This is a genomic window from Bradyrhizobium arachidis (genome assembly GCF_015291705.1).
GTDB lineage: Bacteria > Pseudomonadota > Alphaproteobacteria > Rhizobiales > Xanthobacteraceae > Bradyrhizobium > Bradyrhizobium arachidis.
The window spans coordinates 7,203,580-7,220,877 of record NZ_CP030050.1 but is presented as its reverse complement, the minus strand read 5'-3'; the positions used below and the strand labels follow the sequence as shown (position 1 = coordinate 7,220,877).

The window sequence follows — 17,298 nt, the reverse complement described above, 5'->3', positions numbered from 1 at the left end:
TAGCTGATCCCGTGTAGTCCAGCGTAGCGCGCCCGCTACTCCCATTCAATTTCCGAAAATGCTGCGGTTGCGTTGCGGGCGTTGTAGTCGTCGAACAATTGCCAGTTCGGTCGCTCCTCGGCGGCGGCCTTGTCCGCGGCGGCCCGGATCGGCTCGCCCTTCTTGTTCGACGCCCGGACATCCGCCAGCAGTGTCGTGAGGTAACGCCGTTCGTCAGCCAATGCCGCAGGCCAGGTACTCACAGGCCCGTGACCCGGAACGACGCGAACCGCCGGAATTGCCTCGAGTTCCCCGAGAATGCCGAGCCAGCCGCGGATGCTGCCGTCCATCACCGGGATATGGCGGAGGAAGACGAGGTCGCCCGCGAACAGCGTCTTGCTCGTCTCGTCGAACACGGTCAGATCGTTGTCGCTGTGTCCGGCCGGCCAGGCCCGCACGGTCAGGCGGCGCGCGCCGAGATCGAGCGTCAGCGTGTCGTGCACGAGCACCGTCGGCGGCACGATCTTCACGGGGTCGATCAGCTCGCTGCCCATGATCCGTTTAAAATTGTCAAGATAATACGGTCCGCGGCTCGCCAGCGCCTGCGGCAGCTTGCTGTGGCCGACGAAGCTCGTTCCGTCGGCCACGAAGGCGGCATTGCCGAAGACATGGTCGGGATGGCCGTGGGTGTTGATGACATAGCGGATCGGCTTGGACGTGCGGGCCCGCACCGCCGCCAGCAGCGCTTCGCCCTCGCGCAGGCTGCCGCCGGTGTCGATCACGGCCACCGCGTCCTCGCCGACAACGAAGCCGACATTGGCGATGTCACCCTCGTTCTCGCGGGACATCAGGGCGATGGTCCCGGAGTGTACGAAGATTCCCGTTGCGACTTCGCTCACAGGCAATTCGGCCGCTCCGGCGCGTGCTAGCGTCGGTGTCCCCAGCAGGGACAAGGCTGCGATCACGAGAGCGATGCGAGACACTTTTCCGCCTCAGTTCAAAGGGTTTGCCGCATTGCACTGCAACAAAATCAAGCCAACCAAAGTTTGGCAAACATGGCGCGTCATGCGTTGCATGGATAACATCCAAACAAAACGAGGAGGAAGCGCGATGACGGAGGCCGGACGACATCGTCGCTGGTTGTACTCGCTGGTGTTGATGGCTGCATCTTGCGTGATGAATGGCATCGCCATCGCGCAGACGAACGAGACGGGTGATCTTTCGTTCGAGTTGGTTGATCCCAAAGTGCTGCGCGTCTGTGCCGACCCGCGCAATCTGCCGTTCTCCAACGAGAAGGGCGAGGGTTTCGAGAACAAGCTCGCCGAATTTTTTGCGGACAAGCTGCAGAAGAAGCTTGACTACGTCTTCTTCCCGCAGGCCACCGGCTTCGTGCGCATGACGCTGGGCGCGCATCGCTGCGACGTCATCATGGGCTTTCCGCAGGGCGACGATCTCGTGCAGGGCACCAATCCCTATTACCGCACGACCTACGCGCTGGTTGCCAAGACCGGCAGCGGGCTCGAGGACGTCGACACGCTCGGGGATCCGAAGTTGAAGGGCAAGCATGTCGGTATCGTCGCCGGCACGCCGCCAGCGACAAACATGGCGCTGGCCGGGCTGATGGGCGATGCAAAGCCCTATCCGCTGATGATCGACACGCGCTTCGACAATTCGGCGCAGGCGATGATCGACGACCTCGCCGCCGGCAAGATCGACGCCGGCGTGCTGTGGGGACCGATGGCCGGATATTACGCGAAGAAGGCGGGATCACTCCATGTCACGCCGCTGGTGAAGGAAGCGACGGGACCAAAACTGGTTTATCGCATCGGCATGGGCGTGCGTCCTGCCGACCAGAACTGGAAGCGGCAGCTCAACAAGCTGATCCAGGAGAACCAGGGCGAGATCAACAAGATCCTGCTCGACTTCGGCGTACCGCTGCTCGATGAGAGCGACAAGCCGCTCGGTGCGGAGACGGCCAAGAAGACGCCATGACACGGCGCCTTGCCGCTGCGCTGATCAGCGCCGCGCTGGTCGCGCCGGTGTGCGCGCAGCAGCAGGAGCCGTTCGAGCCCGAGGGTTATCGCACCGACAATTACCGGGCGCCGGTGCCGGCGACGCTCGAGGGCGCGCGCGTGCTGACCACGGCAGAGGCTGAAGCGATCTGGCGCGCGAAGAGCGGCGCGTTTGTCGACGTGCTGCCGCGCGCCCCGAAGCCGAAGAACCTGCCCGCAGGCACGGTGTGGCGCGATGCGCCGCGGAAGAACATTCCGGGCAGTCTCTGGCTGCCCGACACCGGCTACGGCGCGCTGCCGCCGGCGATGGACGTTTATTTCAAGCGCGGCCTCGCGCAGGCATCGCGCGGTGACAAGGCCGCGTTGCTGGTGGTCTATTGCCTCGCCGACTGCTGGATGTCGTGGAACGCCGCCAAGCGCGCGCTGGCGTACGGCTATTCCAATGTCGCCTGGTATCCCGACGGCACCGACGGCTGGGAGCGCGCCAAGCTTCCGACGGAAGAGGCGCAGCCGGAAGCGCGGCCTGAGCAGTAGCTCCTGCATCGAAGAGCGCAGGTGCGCTCCCTCGCCCCGTTCTTACGGGGAGAGGGCTGGGGTGAGGGGCCTCTCTCCGCGTATGATCACGCAGACAGACCTGTACCCCCTCACCCGGATCGCAAGCGCGATCCGACCTCTCCCCGCAAGCGGGGAGAGGTGAAAGACGGCACTACTGCTTCTGCAACTTGGTCAGCGTCCCCGTGCCGTTGGTGTCGGTCGCGGAGTAGCTCACCCTGTCGCCCGCATGAACCGCATCCAGCATCGCGGCGTCCTTGGCCTTGTACTCCTGCAGCGCGCCGGCGCCGCCCGCGCTGCCACCGACCGTGCCCTTCTGCATCTGCTGGATCGAGATCGTGTTGTTGAGCCGATCGATCCGCGTGACCATTCCGGTCATGTCGTCAGCAAGAGCACTGGTTGCGAGCATGCCGAGGGCCGCAGCGCCCGCGAAGATGAATTTTGTAGTTCCCATCGTGGCCTCCCGACGTCCTGGAGTTCACTTCGACAAGACATCTTAAATGGGTTTGGTTCCGGCAGATAGCGGGGCAAAAGCGTAACGATCCCGAGGCGATCGCGGGAACTTTTCATGAGCCGTCAGCGGGGCTGACGCTATTCGATCTCCTGCTGGATCACGCGCCCCAGCGCGAACAGACGCTGATCGATCGTGGTGGGAACCTCGCAGACGAATCGCACGACCTTGTGACGGTCCTCGAAAATGCGGGTCTTCCAGATCAGCTCGTTGCTGAGCGCTTCGACCTTGGCGTCGTCACGGGGCGTCGCCCCTTGCAGAGCCTGAAGCTGAAGCGTTTCGTCGCGGATCGTGTCGGCGGCGTCGCGCTGCTTGCGGCTGACGCGTTCGAGCCCGCTCATGACCTGGGAGCGCTGGGCATTGAGCGTGTCGAACAGGCCGGCGAACAGCAATTTTGCGTTCGCGGTCTTGTCGGCGGCGGAGCCTGCAAGAAACTCCTTCACCGACTTCTCGGCCTCGTCCAGCGGCGTCTTGCGCGCCGACAGCTTTGAGACCAGCGCGCTGACCTTGGCGTCGTCCTTCCACTTGCTCTGGACATCGTCGAGCGGCGGGCCGGCCCATACCGCCGCCAGCGAGATTTCCGGCACCTTGGCCTGCGTGCAGGGCCAGTCCGGATAGCGCGGATCGGCTGCGCGCGCTGTCGCGCCCGACAGTGCGAGCGCCAGAACAGCCGTCGCCAGAACCCGAACCTTCATCCTTCGCCTCCCGCAGGGCCCCGCCGCGCCAGCCCGCGCGAGGGATCATAGGCCAAAATCGCGCCGATCATGAAGACGATTGTACAGGCGGCGACCACCGCCAGCGAGATCCAGTTGATTTGCCCGTAGAGTGCAAAACGTATCAGCTCGACCGCATGGGTGAACGGATTGGCCTGGCAGAGATAATACAGATAAGGGCTGCCCTCCTGCACTCGCCAGAGCGGGTAGAGTGCGGAGGAGGCGAAGAACATCGGGAAGATCACGAAGTTCATGACGCCGGCGAAGTTCTCGAGCTGCTTGATGCCGGAGGAGATCAGCATGCCGAGCGAGCCCAGCATCAATCCGGACAGGATCAGCGCGGGCAGCACGGTGAGATAGCCTGACGGAGGCGGGGTGATGTCCCAGAACCAGGCGATCAAGAGGAACGCATAGACCTGGAGCAGCGACACCGCGGTGCCCGCGAGCAGCTTGCAGAACAGGAGGAAGCCGCGCGGCAGCGGGCTCACCAGCAGCGTGCGCATGTTGCCCATCTCGCGGTCGTAGACCATCGAGAGCGAGGACTGCATGCCGTTGAAGAGCTGGATCATCGCCATCAGTCCGGGCGCGATATAGACCTCGTAGAGGATGTAGGTCTCGTAGGGCGGGATGATGGAGATGCCGAGCACCTGGCGGAAGCCGGCGGCGAAGATGAACAGCCACACCAGCGGTCGCACCAGCGCCGAGACGAAGCGCTCGCGCTGATGCAGGAAGCGCAGTCCCTCGCGCCAGACGATGCCGGTGAGGCAGGTCATGTACTCGCCGGCCGAGAAGCCGCGCGGCGCGCCGTGCGTCGTGATGCTGCTCATGCCCCGCCTCCCGGCATCGTCTGCGCGCCGGTCAGGCGCATGAAGGCGGTGTTGACGTCCTGTGCACCGGCCTCCGCGACGACGCGGCTCATCGGCCCCTGCGCCAGCACCTTGCCCTGGTGCAGCACCACGAGATCGTCACCGGGCATGATTTCGTCGAACAGGTGCGTCGCCCAGAGCACGCCGATGCCTTGCTCGGTCACGAGCTGGCGGACATGGCTGATGATGTCGGCGCGCGCCTTGACGTCGAGGCCGACGGTCGGCTCGTCCAGCAGAAGCAGGCGCGGCCGGTGCAGCAGCGCGCGGGCAATCTCCAGCCGCCGCATCTGTCCGCCCGAGAGATCGCGCACCTTGCTTGCTGAGCGGTCCGCAAGCCCGATCCGGCCGAGCAGCTCGGCGCTGCGCGCGGCGGCCTCGCGGCGGCTGATGCCGTGGAGTGCGGCGTGATAGAGCAGGTTCTGCGTCAACGACAGGTCGAGGTCGAGGGTGCGCGGCTGGAACACGACGCCGAGCAGCCGCAGCGCTTCGCCCGGACTTTTGCTGATGTCATGGCCGAAGATGGAGACACGGCCGGTCTGGATGCCGAACAGGCGCGTGATGAGTGAAAACAGCGTGCTCTTGCCCGCGCCGTTGAGCCCGAGCAGCGCAGTAAAACTCGCGGGCTGCACGTTGAAGGAGACGTCCATCAGCGCCCGGCGCGGGCCGTAAGAATGGCCGACGCCGTCGATTGCCAGCGCCGGCACCGCCGCCGGGTCAGGACTCGGCGTCTCGCGTTGTTCGGCGATGGGGGCAGGGCTGGTCATGGCGCGATCGTGATGCCCCAGGGCAGTTCGCCCACCTGAATGGTCTTGATCACTTTTTGCGCGGCCACGTCGATGACGGAAACGTCGTTCGACACGCCATTGGTGGTGAGCAGATATTTTTCGTCCGGCGTGAACGCCATGTGCCAGACGCGCTGGCCGACTAGCAGATATTTCGTCACCTTGCGCGAGGCGACATCGACCACGGCGACGCGGTTGGCCGGGCCGAGCGCGATGAAGGCGGTTTTGTCATCCTTGGTCATGCCGATGCCGACGGGCTGGATCGCCTCTTTCCTCAGGCCCGGAATCTCGAAATTGACCTTGCCGATCACCTCGTGCTTTGCGGGATCGATCACCGAGACCGTGCCGCCGATCTCCGAGGACACCCAGACTTCCGAAGAGTCATGCTTGAACTCGGCAAAGCGCGGCCGCGCGTCGACCAGCACGTTGGCGACGATCTGGCGCGAACCCGTGTCGATGAAATGGGCCATGTTGGTCGTCTCGGAGGTGTTGATCAGCGTCTTGCCGTCGGGGCTGATGGTCATGCCCTCCGGCTCGACGCCGACCTGGATGTCGCCGAGGCGCGCGCGCTTCTCAAGGTCGATCACCGTCACCGTATTGTCGTTCTCGTTGGCGACATAGAGAATTTTTCCCGCCGCATCCTGGGCGAACAGCTCGGGGTCGGGGCCGGAGGGCAGGCTGTCCACCACGGCCTGCGTCTTGGCGTCGATCACCTGGATGGTGTCGTCGTCGCCGACCGCGACCATCACGAACTTGCCGTCGCGCGTGAAGTCGATGCCGCGCGGGCGCTGGCCGACCTTGATGGTCTTGGTCACGGTCCAGCTGTCGGTGTCGATCACCGAAACCGTGTTGCTCTTCTCGTTCGAGACATAGGCGATGAACGCATGCGCGGGCGCGGTGGCCGCCACCAGTCCGGAGAGAAGCCCAACACTCCACATGCGCAACATCTGCGTCCTCACTTCAGCTTGCATTTGCTCTCCGGGCGGTCGTAGCCGAGCGTGTCGAGCTCGGAGACCTGGTGCAGGAATCCTTCCTGCGGCGACACCGACACCACCATGCGGCCGTCGACCAGCAGGATCGGCTGGCGCAATTGCAGGTTCCAGTCGCGCAACGTCAGCTTTGTGCCCTTGAAGGCGGCGACGGAGAAATCCGGGCCCTTGATGAAGTCGGTGACCTTCTTGACGTCGCCGGAGTTGGTGCGCGAGGTGGCTTCACCGATCATGCGCACCGCAGTCCAGGCCTGCATGTCGAGCGCGGTCATGCGCCGCGAATTCAGCTTGATGAAGCGGTTCTGCATCTGGATCGCGCCCCATTGGTCCTGCGAAGCATCCCAGCTCCGCGGCACGAGGCCGGCTGAGCCCGCGACGGGACGGGGATCCCAGGTGCGATAGGGCAGGTAGGCGCCGAACACCTCGCTCTCGTCGGCGGCGACCAGCACGTCGTAAGCTGGTGCCTGCTGTGTAAAGACAGGCATCTGCCGCTGGATCAGCGTCACGCCACTGTCGGTGCGCCGTGCGCCGCCCTTGTCCTCGAAGGTCCGTTCCTGCACGATCTTGGCGCCGAACCGCGCCGCAGTGCGCCGGAGCGCATCGGCGAACAGCTTGTCCTCGTCATGCGAGCCGACCACCAGCAGCCAGCGCGACCACTTCTTCCACACCAAATATTGGCCGAGCGCATCGGCCAGCATCGCGCGGGTCGGCGCGGTGTGGATCACGTTGGCGCGGCAATCGGCCTCGCGCAGCCGCTCGTCGATCGCGCCGGCGTTGAACAGCAGCGTGCCGCGATCGCGCAGGGCGTCCGAGACTTTCAGCAGTGCGTCGGCCGGAAGATCGGCGATGATGAAGCCGTTACGCGCGGCAAGGTCGGTCGCGGCCTGCACCGCATCCTCACCCTCCTTGATGCGCCGCTCCTCCAGCGTGAAGCGCTGGCCCGTGAATGTTCCCGTGGTGTTGTTGTCCTCGATGGCAAGGCGCGCGCCGGCGACGCCGTCATTCTCGGCGGGCTGCTCGACCAGCGACAGCGTCGATCTGGTACCGGCGACACCGAGATAGCCGACGCCGATCGTGACAGGGTCGGCCGCGAGCGCGCTCGTCGCGGCAAGACCTAAGCCGATCAGGCCGACCAACCATCGGATCATGTTTTCCTCCAAACGTTCTCCCCGGCTTGACCGCCGGTGGAGAATTGTCTCTGCTGAAGCATGACCGATTTGTCAGGGCATGCAACCCCGCATTTCGTCGTCGCAAGCTGTGGAGGCGGAATCACGATCATGCGAGCGCTGATATGTTTCGCGGCTTTGCTGCTGACCAGCTCGGTCGCGTTCGCCGATCCGCCGAAGCTCGCGGTGTTCGATTTCGAGCTGATCGACACCAGCCTGCCCGGCGAGTTCTACGGCTCCAAGCCGGAAGAGGCGAGGTTGCTACGCATCAGCGAGCAGCTGCGCAAGGAACTGGCGGAGTCAGGCAGGTTCCAGCTGCTCGACATCGCGCCGGTCAGGGACGCCGCCCGTCACGCCAATCTGCAGGCCTGCGGCGGCTGCGACCTCAAGCTCGCGGCGCAATTGGGCGCCGAGCTCGAGATCACCGGCATGGTGCAGAAGGTCTCGAATCTGATCATCAATCTCAACATCTATCTGCGCGACGTGAAGACCGGCAACATGATCGCGGCCGCCAGCGCCGACATGCGCGGCAACACGGATGAATCCTGGTCGCGCACGATGAGCTATCTCATCCGCAACCGCCTGCTGGCGCCGAATTACGGCAAGCCGTGAGATCGTCGCCTCTCCCCGCGTGCGGGGAGAGGCCGGAATTTGCGAGAGCAAATTCCGGGTGAGGGGGAGTCTCCGCGAGTCCAGTTCTCAGCGTATTTGCGGAAGCAGCCCCTCACCCCAACCCTCTCCCCGTAAAGGACGGGGAGAGGGGGAGGAGAGAGCGCGATCACCCCTTCAATCGCTCCGCATGCCAGTGCAGGTGATCGCCCATGAAGGTCGAGATGAAATAATAGCTGTGGTCATACCCCGCCTGGCGCCGCATCGTCAGCGGGATGTTGGCCTTGGCGCAGGCGGCCTCCAGCAGTTCGGGCTTGAGCTGCTCTTTCAGGAAATTATCGGCCTCGCCGACATCGACCAGAAAGCCGGAAAACTTCGCGCCGTCCTCGATCAGCGCCACCGTGTCGTGGTTGCGCCAGGCATCCTTGTTCGGCCCGAGATAGCCGGTCAGCGCCTTGATGCCCCAGGGCACCTGCGACGGCGCCACAATCGGCGCGAATGCGCTCGCGGCGCGAAAGCGGTGCGGGTTGCGCAGCGCGACCGTCAGCGCGCCATGGCCGCCCATCGAATGGCCCATCACCGATTGACGTTTGGCATCGACGGGAAAATTTCCCGCCACGACATTTGGAAGCTCGTCGGTGACGTAGCTCCACATGCGATAGTTGCGCGCGAACGGCTCTTGCGTCGCATCGACATAGAAGCCGGCGCCGAGGCCGAAATCATAGGCGTTGTTGGCATCACCGGGTACGTCGGGTCCGCGCGGCGAGGTATCGGGTGCGACGAAGATCAGGCCAAGCTCGGCGCAGGCCTTGCGGAATTCGCCCTTCTCGGTGACGTTGGCATGCGTGCAGGTGAGGCCGGAGAGATACCAGACCACGGGCAGCTTGGCGCCGTCGGCATGCGGGGGGACATAGACCGAGAACACCATGTCGGTTCCGGTCGCCTTACTCGCATGGCGATACACGCCTTGCACGCCGCCGTAGGATTTGTTCGTCGAGACAGTCTGGATCGTCATGCCTTTTGCTCCGTGGCATCTAACCACATCAACATTGCAACGCTTGTGTGACCGAATCTGCGGCGCTACGTGCCGTCAGGCGACGCCGCTGTCGATGGCCAGCCGTACCAGCTCGACCGAGGTCTTCACGCCGAGCTTCTGTCGCATGATCGAGGAGGTGTTGGCCACCGTCTTGTAGGACGACTGCACCAGCCAGGCGATCTCGGACAGGCTCTTTCCGGCGCTGAGCAGCCGCAGGATCTCCATCTCGCGCGCGTTCAGCTTCGACAGCGGGCTTTGCGCCAGCGCAGGCCCGGCAAAGGCAATGCTGCGCGCGATCGCCGTGGGCAGGTAAGTGCCGCCGGCGCCGACGGCACGGATCGCCTCGACGAGGTCGTCGGGGTCGCCGGTCTTGGAGACGTAGCCCTTGGCGCCGCATTCGATTGCGCGCGCGGCAAACGCTGGGTCGTCGTTCATGCTGAACATGATGATACGAGCCTCGGGCGCGCGCTCGAGGATGCGGCGCGCGAGCTCGAAGCCGGAGACGGTCGGCAGGTTGATGTCGATGATCGAGAGGTCGGGGCGCTCAACGATGAAGACGCTTTCGCCGTCCTCGGCGTCGGCGGCCTCCAGGATTTCGATCTCGCCTTCGTCGGCCAGCACGGCGCGGCAGCCGGAGGCGACAATGGGATGATCGTCGACGATCAGAATGCGCATAGGCGTTTCCCCGTAACAGCGCCGGCCTCTTTATTTCGCGCCGCATGATACCGAGCAGGACGCCATGCGCGTCTCACGTCGCCTCATGCAACCCGGCCGGGATTGCTGTACGCTTTCGATTAGATATCGGGCGCTTCGTCCCTGTCAACGTCATCGGACAGGTGCTGGCCAACCTTCGCGAGGCACGGGCGGCATCAATGTGGCAAAATCTATCGTTGCGTGCGCGCATCAACCTGCTGCTGGCGCTGTTGCTGGCACTGGGGCTCGCCGTCAATATCGGCCGGCAGGTCGCCGAGGCAGGTCCCCGCGTGCAGGCCGAGGACCAGAGCGTGATCCGGCTTGCGCGCGAGTTCATCGAGATGATCGTTGCCGATCTCAACGAGGCGCCCGATCCGGATGCCAGGCTGAACCAGATCGCGCGCGATCTCAGCCGGCTCCGCCATGTCAGCATCGCCCTCATGGATTCCAGCGGGAGCCCGCTGACGCCGCCGCGCCCAGACACCGATGACGACACGCGCGGGCCGCCCGCCTGGTTCGTGAGTTTGGTTCATCCCGAGCAGACCGCGGTTAGTGTCCCGGTCTCGGTCCGTGGCAAGCCCGGCTCTCTCCTGATCATCTCGCATCCCGATGACGAGATCGCCGAGATCTGGGACGGCATCGTGACCCAGCTCGAGGTCGGCTCGGTGATCGCGCTCGCGCTGTTTTTCCTGATGATGACGGTGGTTGGCCGCGCGCTCACCCCGCTTAAATCCCTCTCCGACGTGATGGCCGAGCTCGAAGACGGCCGCTATGAGGCGCGCGTCGCGCCAGGCGGCGCGCCGGAGCTGGCCGCGATCTGCACCAAGCTCAATCACTTGGCCGCAACGCTCGGCGAGGCCGTCGAGGACAAGCGGCGCCTTGCCGAACGCGCGGTGTCGCTCCAGGATATCGAGCGCAAGGAGATCGCGCGCGAGTTGCACGACGAGTTCGGGCCCTATCTGTTCTCGCTGCGGGCGCATGCCAGTGCGCTGGCGAAGCAGGCGGACGGGCGTGATCCGAGTGCGGAAGCGGTGCGAAAGCACGGCAGCGCGATGATGGAGCAGATCAACGCGCTCCAGCAATTCAATCGCCGCGTGCTGGAGCGGCTCCGCCCCGTCGGCTTGGCCGAGCTCGGCCTGCGCCAGGCGCTGGAATCGCTGTCGCGGCTGTGGCGGGAGTCACATCCCGATGTCGCGATCGAAACCGTGATCTCGCCGGCGCTGGGCCCGACGACGGGCGAGACCGCCGATCTCACCATCTACCGCATCGTGCAGGAGGCGCTCACCAACGTGTTCCGCCATGCCGGCGCCACCTCCGTCCACGTCGTCATCGAACCCGTGGAGCAGGCCGGCGGCCGCTCCTGCGCGCGGGTGCGGGTCAGCGACAATGGCCGCGGCATGGAGCCGGGCCAGAAGCTGGGTTTCGGCCTCGTCGGCATGCGCGAGCGGATTCTAGCACTGGGCGGCACGCTCAACGTCGTTTCTAGCGACGGCGGTCTGACCTTGGAGGCGCTGGTTCCCACAGTGGTGTCCTGACTACGTCGGGAAAAATTCCCGATCCGGTCGGGAAAACGGGTTCGGATATTGCCCGACCTTTTGTGGCTGGTGCGGGGGCTCTCGCCGACTACACTCGTCTCCACCAAACGGCGAAATCAAAACAGCCGGGGGATCGGGGATGGGAAGGCTGGGATGGGCAAGCGTCTTTGGTTCAAGCGTCGTTGGTTGATGGCCTCGGTTTCGACCGGGCTGGGGCTGGTCTTCGCGGGCCAGGCCGGCGCCGCGCAGGACGAGGAGACCAACGTCCAGAACCTGCCGGCGGTCGAGGTGACGGCGCCGCCCTCGACACCGAGGCGCACCGCGCCATCGCGCCCGGTCGCGCGCGTGGCGGGAACATCGTCGTCCACGCGCCCCAAAACGCGCATCTACGTCTACCCGACGTCGCCGGGCACGGGCAGAGGTCTCGATGTCGACAAGGTCCCGTCGGCGATCAATGCCGTCGATGCCAACCAGATCAGGCGCACCAACTCGCCGAATATTGCTGATGCCCTGCAGCAGTATGTGCCCGGTGTCAGCATCAATGAGGTAACCGGCAATCCCTTCCAGCCTGACGTCCAATTTCGCGGCTATGTGGCTTCGCCTCTGGCCGGAACGCCGCAGGGGCTCGCCGTTTACCAGAATGGCGTACGCATCAACGAAGCTTTTTCCGACATCGTCAATTGGGATCTCATCCCGACGGCAGCCATTCGATCCGCGGTGGTGGTGACCAACAATCCTGCTTACGGCCTCAATGCGCTCGGCGGCGCCATCGATCTGCAGATGAAGAACGGGTTCAACTACCAAGGCGCCGAGATCGACGTCATGGGCGGCTCATTCGGCCGCATCCAGGGCTCCGCACAATGGGGCAAGCAGGTCGATAGAAACTGGTCTGTCTACGGCGCGCTCGAAGGCATTCACGACAACGGCTTCCGCAATTTCTCGGCATCGGACGTCCGGCGCTTCTATGGCGATGTCGGGTATCGCTTTGAAGGCAACGAGTTCCACCTCAATGGCGGCGTCGCCAACAATTCCTTGGCAGGACCCAGCACTGTTCCGGCCGAATTGCTCCAGCAATACTGGGGGGCGACCTATACAACGCCACAAACCATTTCCAACAAGGTCGGCTATCTCAACCTGACCGGCAAGGTGGAGGCGACGCCGACCTGGACCTTTGAGGGCACGGCGCATGTGCGGGCCTTCAAACAGAATACCGTGGACGGAAATCCGACCGATACGGTGCCCTGCGACGCCGATGCGACGCTGCTTTGCTTTGGCGATGTCGACCCTTTGACTGGCCTCCAACCGTCGGCCAATGGCCTCAATGGCGTTCAGCTCGCAAATCCCTTTGCGCCAGGTGCCATCCTCGGCGAGATTGATCGCACCAGCACGAAATCGACCACGTTTGGCGTATCCGGGCAGGCGACCAACATCGATCAGCTATTCGGTCACGAGAACCGCTTCGTGATCGGCGCAAGCTACGATGTCAGCAGCACGCGTTTCATCGGTAGCGCTGAATTGGGAACCATCGGCACGAACTATGTCGTCACGGGCAGCGGCATATTCCTGGGGCAGTCCGGCGATCCGACATCGATCGGTCCGGTGTCCCTTCGCACCGTCAATCAATATCACGGGCTCTATGCGCTCGACACGTTCAACGTGGACGATCGCTTTGCGGTGACGGGGGGCGGCCGGTTCAATGCGGCCCGTGTCACGCTGATGGACCAGCTCGGCACCGCCCTCAATGGCGATCATACTTATGATCGTTTCAATCCGATCATTGGCGCCACTTACAAGATCACGTCCGAGGTGACCGCCTATGCGGGCTATTCCGAGGCCAACCGGGTGCCGACGCCACTCGAACTCGGCTGCGCCGATCCGGCGAGGCCGTGCATCATCGGGCAGTTCCTGATCGCTGACCCCCCACTGCAGCAGGTCGTATCCAAGACGTTTGAAGCTGGCTTCCGCGGTACCAAGGAATTGAACATCGGTTCGCTCGGCTGGAAGATCGGTGCCTACCGTGCCACCAACTACGATGACATCCTCGCGACCCCAATTCCGGGCCTGACGGGCTTCGGCTTCTTCCAGAACGTCGGCCGGACGCGCAGGCAGGGTATCGAAGCCGAGGTGAGCCTGAAGTCGAATGTGCTTCAGTTCCAGGCGAGCTACGCATTCCTGGATGCGCGCTTCCTCGATGCGCTGACGCTTGGCTCAGACAGCCCGTTCGCCGACGCCGACGGCAACATCCAGGTCTTGCCGGGTAATCACATTCCGCGGCTGCCGAGCCACCTCATCAAGGCCAGCATCGAATATGCTATTACCGATGTTTGGAAGGTCGGGGGTGACGCGCTCTTTGTCTCAAGCCAGTATTTCGTCGGCGATGAGTCCAACCAGTTTCCCAAGCTGCCATCCTACGCCGTGTTCAACCTCCACACCTCCTACCAGGTCACCAAGAACCTCCAGCTTTACGGTCGCGTCAACAACATCTTCGACAACCGCTACTCGACCGTCGGCACCTTCTTCGATCGCGAAGCCTTGCCCAACTTCACCAATGGCGGCGCGGAATTCACCGACCCGCGCTCACTGAGCCCGGCAAGACCGCGCGCGTTCTATGCGGGCATGCGGGTGACGTTCTAGGTATCTGCGAAGCGCGGGACGTGCGATCGACAGCGCGGAGACTAGGTCAGTCCCAGGCCGCCATCGACGGCCAGAACCTGGCCGGTGATCCATTGCGAGGCGGGGCCTGCCAGCTGGACGATCCATGGCGCAATGTCGTCGGGAACGCCGCGACGACGGAGCGGAATCCGCGCGCGCTCGTCGTCCTTGACGGCTTCAGCCTGTTCCGCAGATAGCCCCATCATCCCCGTCAGGGCCCCCGATTCCGTAGGGCCGGCGGCGACCGCATTCACCCTGATTCCGAATGGCGCCAGCTCGAGCGCCCAGCAGCGGGTCAGTTGTTCCAGCGCCGCCTTGCTGGCGGCGTAGTGGGACAGCCCCGCGGCAGGCCGATGACCGAACGTGGAGGAGATGTTGATGATGGTGCCCTGCGTCGCCTTCAGGTGAGGAAGCGCGGCGCGGGCGAGCAGGCTTGGACCGACCACGTTGACGGAAAGGATGTCGTCGATCCGGTCCGCCGCCGCATCCGACAGCGGAAGAATGGCTCCGGCGCCGGCGTTGTTGACGAGCGCGTCCAGCCGGCCCCATTTGCCGACAGCCTCAGCGATGGTCCGATTGGCGTCCTCGGCGGAGGCAGTGTCCGCAACCAAGCCTGCGATATTCCGATGCTCCGCTGCTGTCTGTTCGATGGGACCGGCGCGGCGGCCGGTGATGAGCACCTTGTCGCCCTGGTTGGCGAAACGCAGTGCTGCCGCCCGGCCGATGCCGGAGCTGCCGCCTGTGATGATCACGACTCTTTCGTTCTGCATGTTCATTCGCTTTGTTGCGTCGTTCCAAATGGAAGGAGAGCGTGGGCCAGTGTTCGGCGAACCACAGCTCGGTGTTTGAGGAAGACCAGGGCGCGAACTCATCAATGCGATGAGCACGCGCCCTCGGATTCATTTGATCAATCGCTCAATAGTCCCAGAACACCGGCACCCAGCGGAACGCATCGCCGTCGGCCGCGACCCGTCCGACGGACGGGAACGGCAGGTGCGTCGCCACCAGCAGCCCTTTGGTCTCGACCAGCTCCTTGAACAGCTGAACCCGAACGCGAGCGGCTTCCTCGGGATCGTGCTCGAAGCCGTTGTACCATTCGGGGTGCTCGAACCCGACTGCGAACACGGCATCGCCCGCGAACATCAGCCGGTCGCCGCCGGACGCGACGCGAACCACGCTGTGTCCGGGCGTGTGACCGCCGGTGCGACGGACGACGACGCCCGGCGCAACTTCGTGCTCCTCATCGAACTGGCGCAGCTGACTGCCGTATTCTTTCACGAAGCGCTTGGCGGCCGAGCGAAGCGCGTCCGGGAATCCCGGCGGCATGGAGACGTGGGAGAAATCGGGCGCGTCCCAGAACTTGACCTCGGCGGCCGCCACATGGATGCGCAGGTCCTTGCGCAGCCGCTCCTTCACGCCGTCGACCAGCAACCCGCCGACATGGTCCATGTGCATGTGGGTGAGCACCACGTCGGTCACGGACGAAAGATCGATGCCGGCGGCTTCCAGTCGCTTGATCAACTGCCCGGCCCGCGGCAAGTGCAGGTCCGGATCGAATCCCAGCCCGGCATCGACGAGGATGGTCTGGCTGCCGCTCCGCACCACGACCGCGTTCAGCGCCCAATCGAAAGCGTCCGGTGGCAGGAACATCTCCTTCAGCCAGGCCGCCCGGGCAGACGGGTCGACATTGTGGGCCAGCATGGCCGTTGGCAGCGGCAGCACGCCGTCGCTGACCACCATCACGTCGATGTCGCCGATCTTCAGCGCATAGCGCGACGGGACCAGCTCTTCGGGCTTCGACGTCACGGGGGATGAGGTGTTGTGCATGTTCATGTTCGTCTCCTGGTTCAAGGTGAAGGCCCCCGGCTGGTCCTGGTCGAGCAGGCCGCGCCGCCGGGAGAGCGCGGCCGCCGTTGCGTGATGCGACTAGAGGCTCGTCACGCGCTCCGGATCGGCCGATGCCAACGCCGCGGCGCGCTCGGCGCGGGGCGGGTAGATCCAGACGGTGTTGATCTCCCGCTTGGTCTTCTTGGCGACGTCGCCGACCAGCTCGACCGTGCGCTCCCAGCCGCGCGTGAACAGCGCGCCGGCTTCGCCGAGATCGAGGCAGGTGACGTAAGCTTTCTGGTGATACGGCCTGGTCGGAACGCCGAGCAGCTCGGCGGCGGCGTTGTTGCCGGCAAAGGCGCCCATGCGCGTCGCGTGCTGGCATGACATCAGTGCGTAATTGCCGGTGTCGTCGCAGGCGGCGCGCGCCGCATCGCCGGTGGCGAAGACGCCGGCGATGCCGGGCACGCGCAGGTCGCGGTCGACCAGCAGCCGGCCGAAACTGTCGCGCTCGGCGGGAATCTGTGCCGTCAGCGGCGCGGCACGAATGCCGGCTGCCCACACCACCGTCTCGGTTTCGATGTGCTCGCCGGTCGAGAGCGTCACGCCGGACTTGTCGAGCGAGGCAACGCCGGTGCCGAGCCGGGCCTCGACGCCGAGCTTGCGTAGCGCCTCCTCGATCACGGGGCGGGACCCTTCGCCCATGTCGGGGGCAATCGCGCTGTTGCGCTCCACGATGATCACGCGCGCCCTGGAATCCTTGCCGAAGATCTGGCGCAGGCGCGCGGGCAGCTCGGTGGCCGCCTCGATACCGGTGAAGCCGCCGCCGGCAACGACGACCGTGTCGCGCCCGTTGACGGCCGGCCGATTGGCAAGGCTGTGCAGATGCCTGTCGAGCGCGACCGCGTCATCGAGCGAATCGACGCTGAAGCCATGCTCGGCAAGACCTGGAATGTTGGGGCGGAACAGGCGGCTGCCGGTGGCGACCACCAGCCGGTCGTAGGACAGCGTCTTTCGCGTACCCTTGGCTGTGGCGATCTGCACCGTCTGCGCCTTGGTGTCGACCGCCTCGGCGCTGCCCTGGATGTAATCGACGTCGATGGCCTCGAGGACGTCGAGCAGCGGCGCCGTCAAGGTTTCCGGCTTCGGCTCGTAGAGCCGCGGGCGGATCACCAGCGTCGGCTGAGGCGCGATCAGCGCGATCTCGAGATCGTCGGGCGAAACACCCTGGATGTCGCGGAGGCGAGCGGCGGAGAGGGCGGCGTACATGCCGGCGAAGCCGGCACCGATAATGAGTAGTCGCATGTGGTTGTCTCCAGGATTGGATTGGTTCGAAACGCGCGCGTCATCGCTGCCGCTCGATGCGAGCGGAGTCT

At 64.6% G+C, this 17,298-nt stretch carries 17 protein-coding genes; 5 read left to right on the top strand and 12 right to left on the bottom strand.

Annotation, left to right across the window (positions count from 1 at the left end; genetic code table 11):
• Positions 1–35: 35 nt before the first annotated feature.
• On the bottom strand, positions 36–962 hold the full coding sequence (locus tag WN72_RS33970; protein WP_027562377.1) for a quinoprotein relay system zinc metallohydrolase 2: 927 nt from the start codon (positions 960–962) through the stop codon (positions 36–38).
• Between the two features lie 127 nt (positions 963–1,089).
• On the opposite strand from WN72_RS33970, the gene WN72_RS33965 reads away from it, so the two are divergent.
• A complete protein-coding gene (locus WN72_RS33965) occupies positions 1,090–1,971 on the top strand; it encodes a substrate-binding domain-containing protein (protein ID WP_092216068.1) in 882 nt (293 codons plus the stop codon).
• On the top strand, positions 1,968–2,525 hold the full coding sequence (locus WN72_RS33960; protein WP_092216067.1) for a PQQ-dependent catabolism-associated CXXCW motif protein: 558 nt from the start codon (positions 1,968–1,970) through the stop codon (positions 2,523–2,525). Before WN72_RS33965 ends, WN72_RS33960 begins: the two co-directional genes overlap by 4 nt.
• Positions 2,526–2,697: 172 nt before the next feature.
• On the opposite strand, the gene WN72_RS33955 is transcribed toward WN72_RS33960, so the two are convergent.
• The 6 genes from WN72_RS33955 to WN72_RS33930 all read right to left on the bottom strand — a co-directional run bounded on the left by WN72_RS33955 (position 2,698) and on the right by WN72_RS33930 (position 7,552).
• On the bottom strand, positions 2,698–2,997 hold the full coding sequence (locus WN72_RS33955) for a copper-binding protein (RefSeq protein WP_027562380.1): 300 nt from the start codon (positions 2,995–2,997) through the stop codon (positions 2,698–2,700).
• A gap of 137 nt (positions 2,998–3,134) precedes the next feature.
• Positions 3,135–3,749, bottom strand: coding sequence for a BAR domain-containing protein (locus tag WN72_RS33950; protein WP_092216066.1), 615 nt, complete (start codon positions 3,747–3,749; stop codon positions 3,135–3,137).
• The gene (locus tag WN72_RS33945; protein WP_092216065.1) at positions 3,746–4,594 is read right to left on the bottom strand and encodes an ABC transporter permease; all 849 of its coding nucleotides are present in this window, start codon (positions 4,592–4,594) and stop codon (positions 3,746–3,748) included. Before WN72_RS33945 ends, WN72_RS33950 begins: the two co-directional genes overlap by 4 nt.
• A complete protein-coding gene (locus tag WN72_RS33940; protein WP_092216064.1) occupies positions 4,591–5,397 on the bottom strand; it encodes an ABC transporter ATP-binding protein in 807 nt (268 codons plus the stop codon). Before WN72_RS33940 ends, WN72_RS33945 begins: the two co-directional genes overlap by 4 nt.
• Entirely contained in the window at positions 5,394–6,362 is a 969-nt protein-coding gene (locus WN72_RS33935; protein WP_027562384.1) for a YVTN family beta-propeller repeat protein, read from the bottom strand. The genes WN72_RS33940 and WN72_RS33935 overlap by 4 nt, the downstream gene beginning before the upstream one ends.
• An 8-nt stretch (positions 6,363–6,370) precedes the next feature.
• Positions 6,371–7,552 (bottom strand): ABC transporter substrate-binding protein, encoded by a 1,182-nt coding sequence (locus WN72_RS33930; RefSeq protein ID WP_092216155.1) that lies wholly within the window; start codon positions 7,550–7,552, stop codon positions 6,371–6,373.
• 60 nt (positions 7,553–7,612) lie between these two features.
• On the opposite strand from WN72_RS33930, the gene WN72_RS33925 reads away from it, so the two are divergent.
• Positions 7,613–8,182 (top strand): DUF3280 domain-containing protein, encoded by a 570-nt coding sequence (locus tag WN72_RS33925; protein ID WP_027562386.1) that lies wholly within the window; start codon positions 7,613–7,615, stop codon positions 8,180–8,182.
• Positions 8,183–8,348: 166 nt separating this feature from the next.
• Here the strand turns inward: WN72_RS33925 and fghA are convergent, their stop codons facing one another.
• On the bottom strand, positions 8,349–9,194 hold the full coding sequence (fghA, locus tag WN72_RS33920) for an S-formylglutathione hydrolase (RefSeq protein ID WP_092216062.1): 846 nt from the start codon (positions 9,192–9,194) through the stop codon (positions 8,349–8,351).
• Between the two features lie 75 nt (positions 9,195–9,269).
• A complete protein-coding gene (locus tag WN72_RS33915) occupies positions 9,270–9,890 on the bottom strand; it encodes a response regulator (protein WP_027562388.1) in 621 nt (206 codons plus the stop codon).
• Between the two features lie 197 nt (positions 9,891–10,087).
• Between WN72_RS33915 and WN72_RS33910 the strand changes: the two genes are divergently transcribed.
• Positions 10,088–11,443, top strand: coding sequence for a histidine kinase (locus WN72_RS33910; RefSeq protein ID WP_167380806.1), 1,356 nt, complete (start codon positions 10,088–10,090; stop codon positions 11,441–11,443).
• Positions 11,444–11,596: 153 nt separating this feature from the next.
• Entirely contained in the window at positions 11,597–14,077 is a 2,481-nt protein-coding gene (locus WN72_RS33905) for a TonB-dependent receptor (protein ID WP_092216060.1), read from the top strand.
• Positions 14,078–14,118: 41 nt separating this feature from the next.
• On the opposite strand, the gene WN72_RS33900 is transcribed toward WN72_RS33905, so the two are convergent.
• From WN72_RS33900 to WN72_RS33890, 3 genes are all read right to left on the bottom strand, one after another.
• Positions 14,119–14,871, bottom strand: coding sequence for an SDR family NAD(P)-dependent oxidoreductase (locus WN72_RS33900; RefSeq protein WP_092216059.1), 753 nt, complete (start codon positions 14,869–14,871; stop codon positions 14,119–14,121).
• A 139-nt stretch (positions 14,872–15,010) separates the two neighbouring features.
• The gene (locus WN72_RS33895) at positions 15,011–15,928 is read right to left on the bottom strand and encodes an MBL fold metallo-hydrolase (protein WP_194482940.1); all 918 of its coding nucleotides are present in this window, start codon (positions 15,926–15,928) and stop codon (positions 15,011–15,013) included.
• Between the two features lie 93 nt (positions 15,929–16,021).
• Positions 16,022–17,227 carry an NAD(P)/FAD-dependent oxidoreductase gene (locus WN72_RS33890; RefSeq protein WP_092216057.1) on the bottom strand — a complete coding sequence of 402 codons (1,206 nt, stop codon included), beginning with the start codon at positions 17,225–17,227 and terminating at the stop codon, positions 16,022–16,024.
• Positions 17,228–17,298 lie beyond the last annotated feature (71 nt).

Bases quoted from the DNA above. Each gene is read 5' to 3' on its own strand.
- WN72_RS33945 (WP_092216065.1), bottom strand. From the start codon at position 4,594: ATGAGCAGCATCACGACGCACGGCGCGCCGCGCGGCTTCTCGGCCGGC.
- WN72_RS33905 (WP_092216060.1), top strand. From the start codon at position 11,597: ATGGGCAAGCGTCTTTGGTTCAAGCGTCGTTGGTTGATGGCCTCGGTT.
- WN72_RS33940 (WP_092216064.1), bottom strand. From the start codon at position 5,397: ATGACCAGCCCTGCCCCCATCGCCGAACAACGCGAGACGCCGAGTCCT.
- WN72_RS33965 (WP_092216068.1), top strand. From the start codon at position 1,090: ATGACGGAGGCCGGACGACATCGTCGCTGGTTGTACTCGCTGGTGTTG.
- WN72_RS33955 (WP_027562380.1), bottom strand. From the start codon at position 2,997: ATGGGAACTACAAAATTCATCTTCGCGGGCGCTGCGGCCCTCGGCATG.
- WN72_RS33950 (WP_092216066.1), bottom strand. From the start codon at position 3,749: ATGAAGGTTCGGGTTCTGGCGACGGCTGTTCTGGCGCTCGCACTGTCG.
- WN72_RS33925 (WP_027562386.1), top strand. From the start codon at position 7,613: ATGACCGATTTGTCAGGGCATGCAACCCCGCATTTCGTCGTCGCAAGC.
- WN72_RS33895 (WP_194482940.1), bottom strand. From the start codon at position 15,928: ATGAACATGCACAACACCTCATCCCCCGTGACGTCGAAGCCCGAAGAG.
- WN72_RS33900 (WP_092216059.1), bottom strand. From the start codon at position 14,871: ATGAACATGCAGAACGAAAGAGTCGTGATCATCACAGGCGGCAGCTCC.
- WN72_RS33960 (WP_092216067.1), top strand. From the start codon at position 1,968: ATGACACGGCGCCTTGCCGCTGCGCTGATCAGCGCCGCGCTGGTCGCG.
- WN72_RS33910 (WP_167380806.1), top strand. From the start codon at position 10,088: ATGTGGCAAAATCTATCGTTGCGTGCGCGCATCAACCTGCTGCTGGCG.
- WN72_RS33935 (WP_027562384.1), bottom strand. From the start codon at position 6,362: ATGTTGCGCATGTGGAGTGTTGGGCTTCTCTCCGGACTGGTGGCGGCC.
- WN72_RS33890 (WP_092216057.1), bottom strand. From the start codon at position 17,227: ATGCGACTACTCATTATCGGTGCCGGCTTCGCCGGCATGTACGCCGCC.
- fghA (WP_092216062.1), bottom strand. From the start codon at position 9,194: ATGACGATCCAGACTGTCTCGACGAACAAATCCTACGGCGGCGTGCAA.
- WN72_RS33930 (WP_092216155.1), bottom strand. From the start codon at position 7,552: ATGATCCGATGGTTGGTCGGCCTGATCGGCTTAGGTCTTGCCGCGACG.
- WN72_RS33915 (WP_027562388.1), bottom strand. From the start codon at position 9,890: ATGCGCATTCTGATCGTCGACGATCATCCCATTGTCGCCTCCGGCTGC.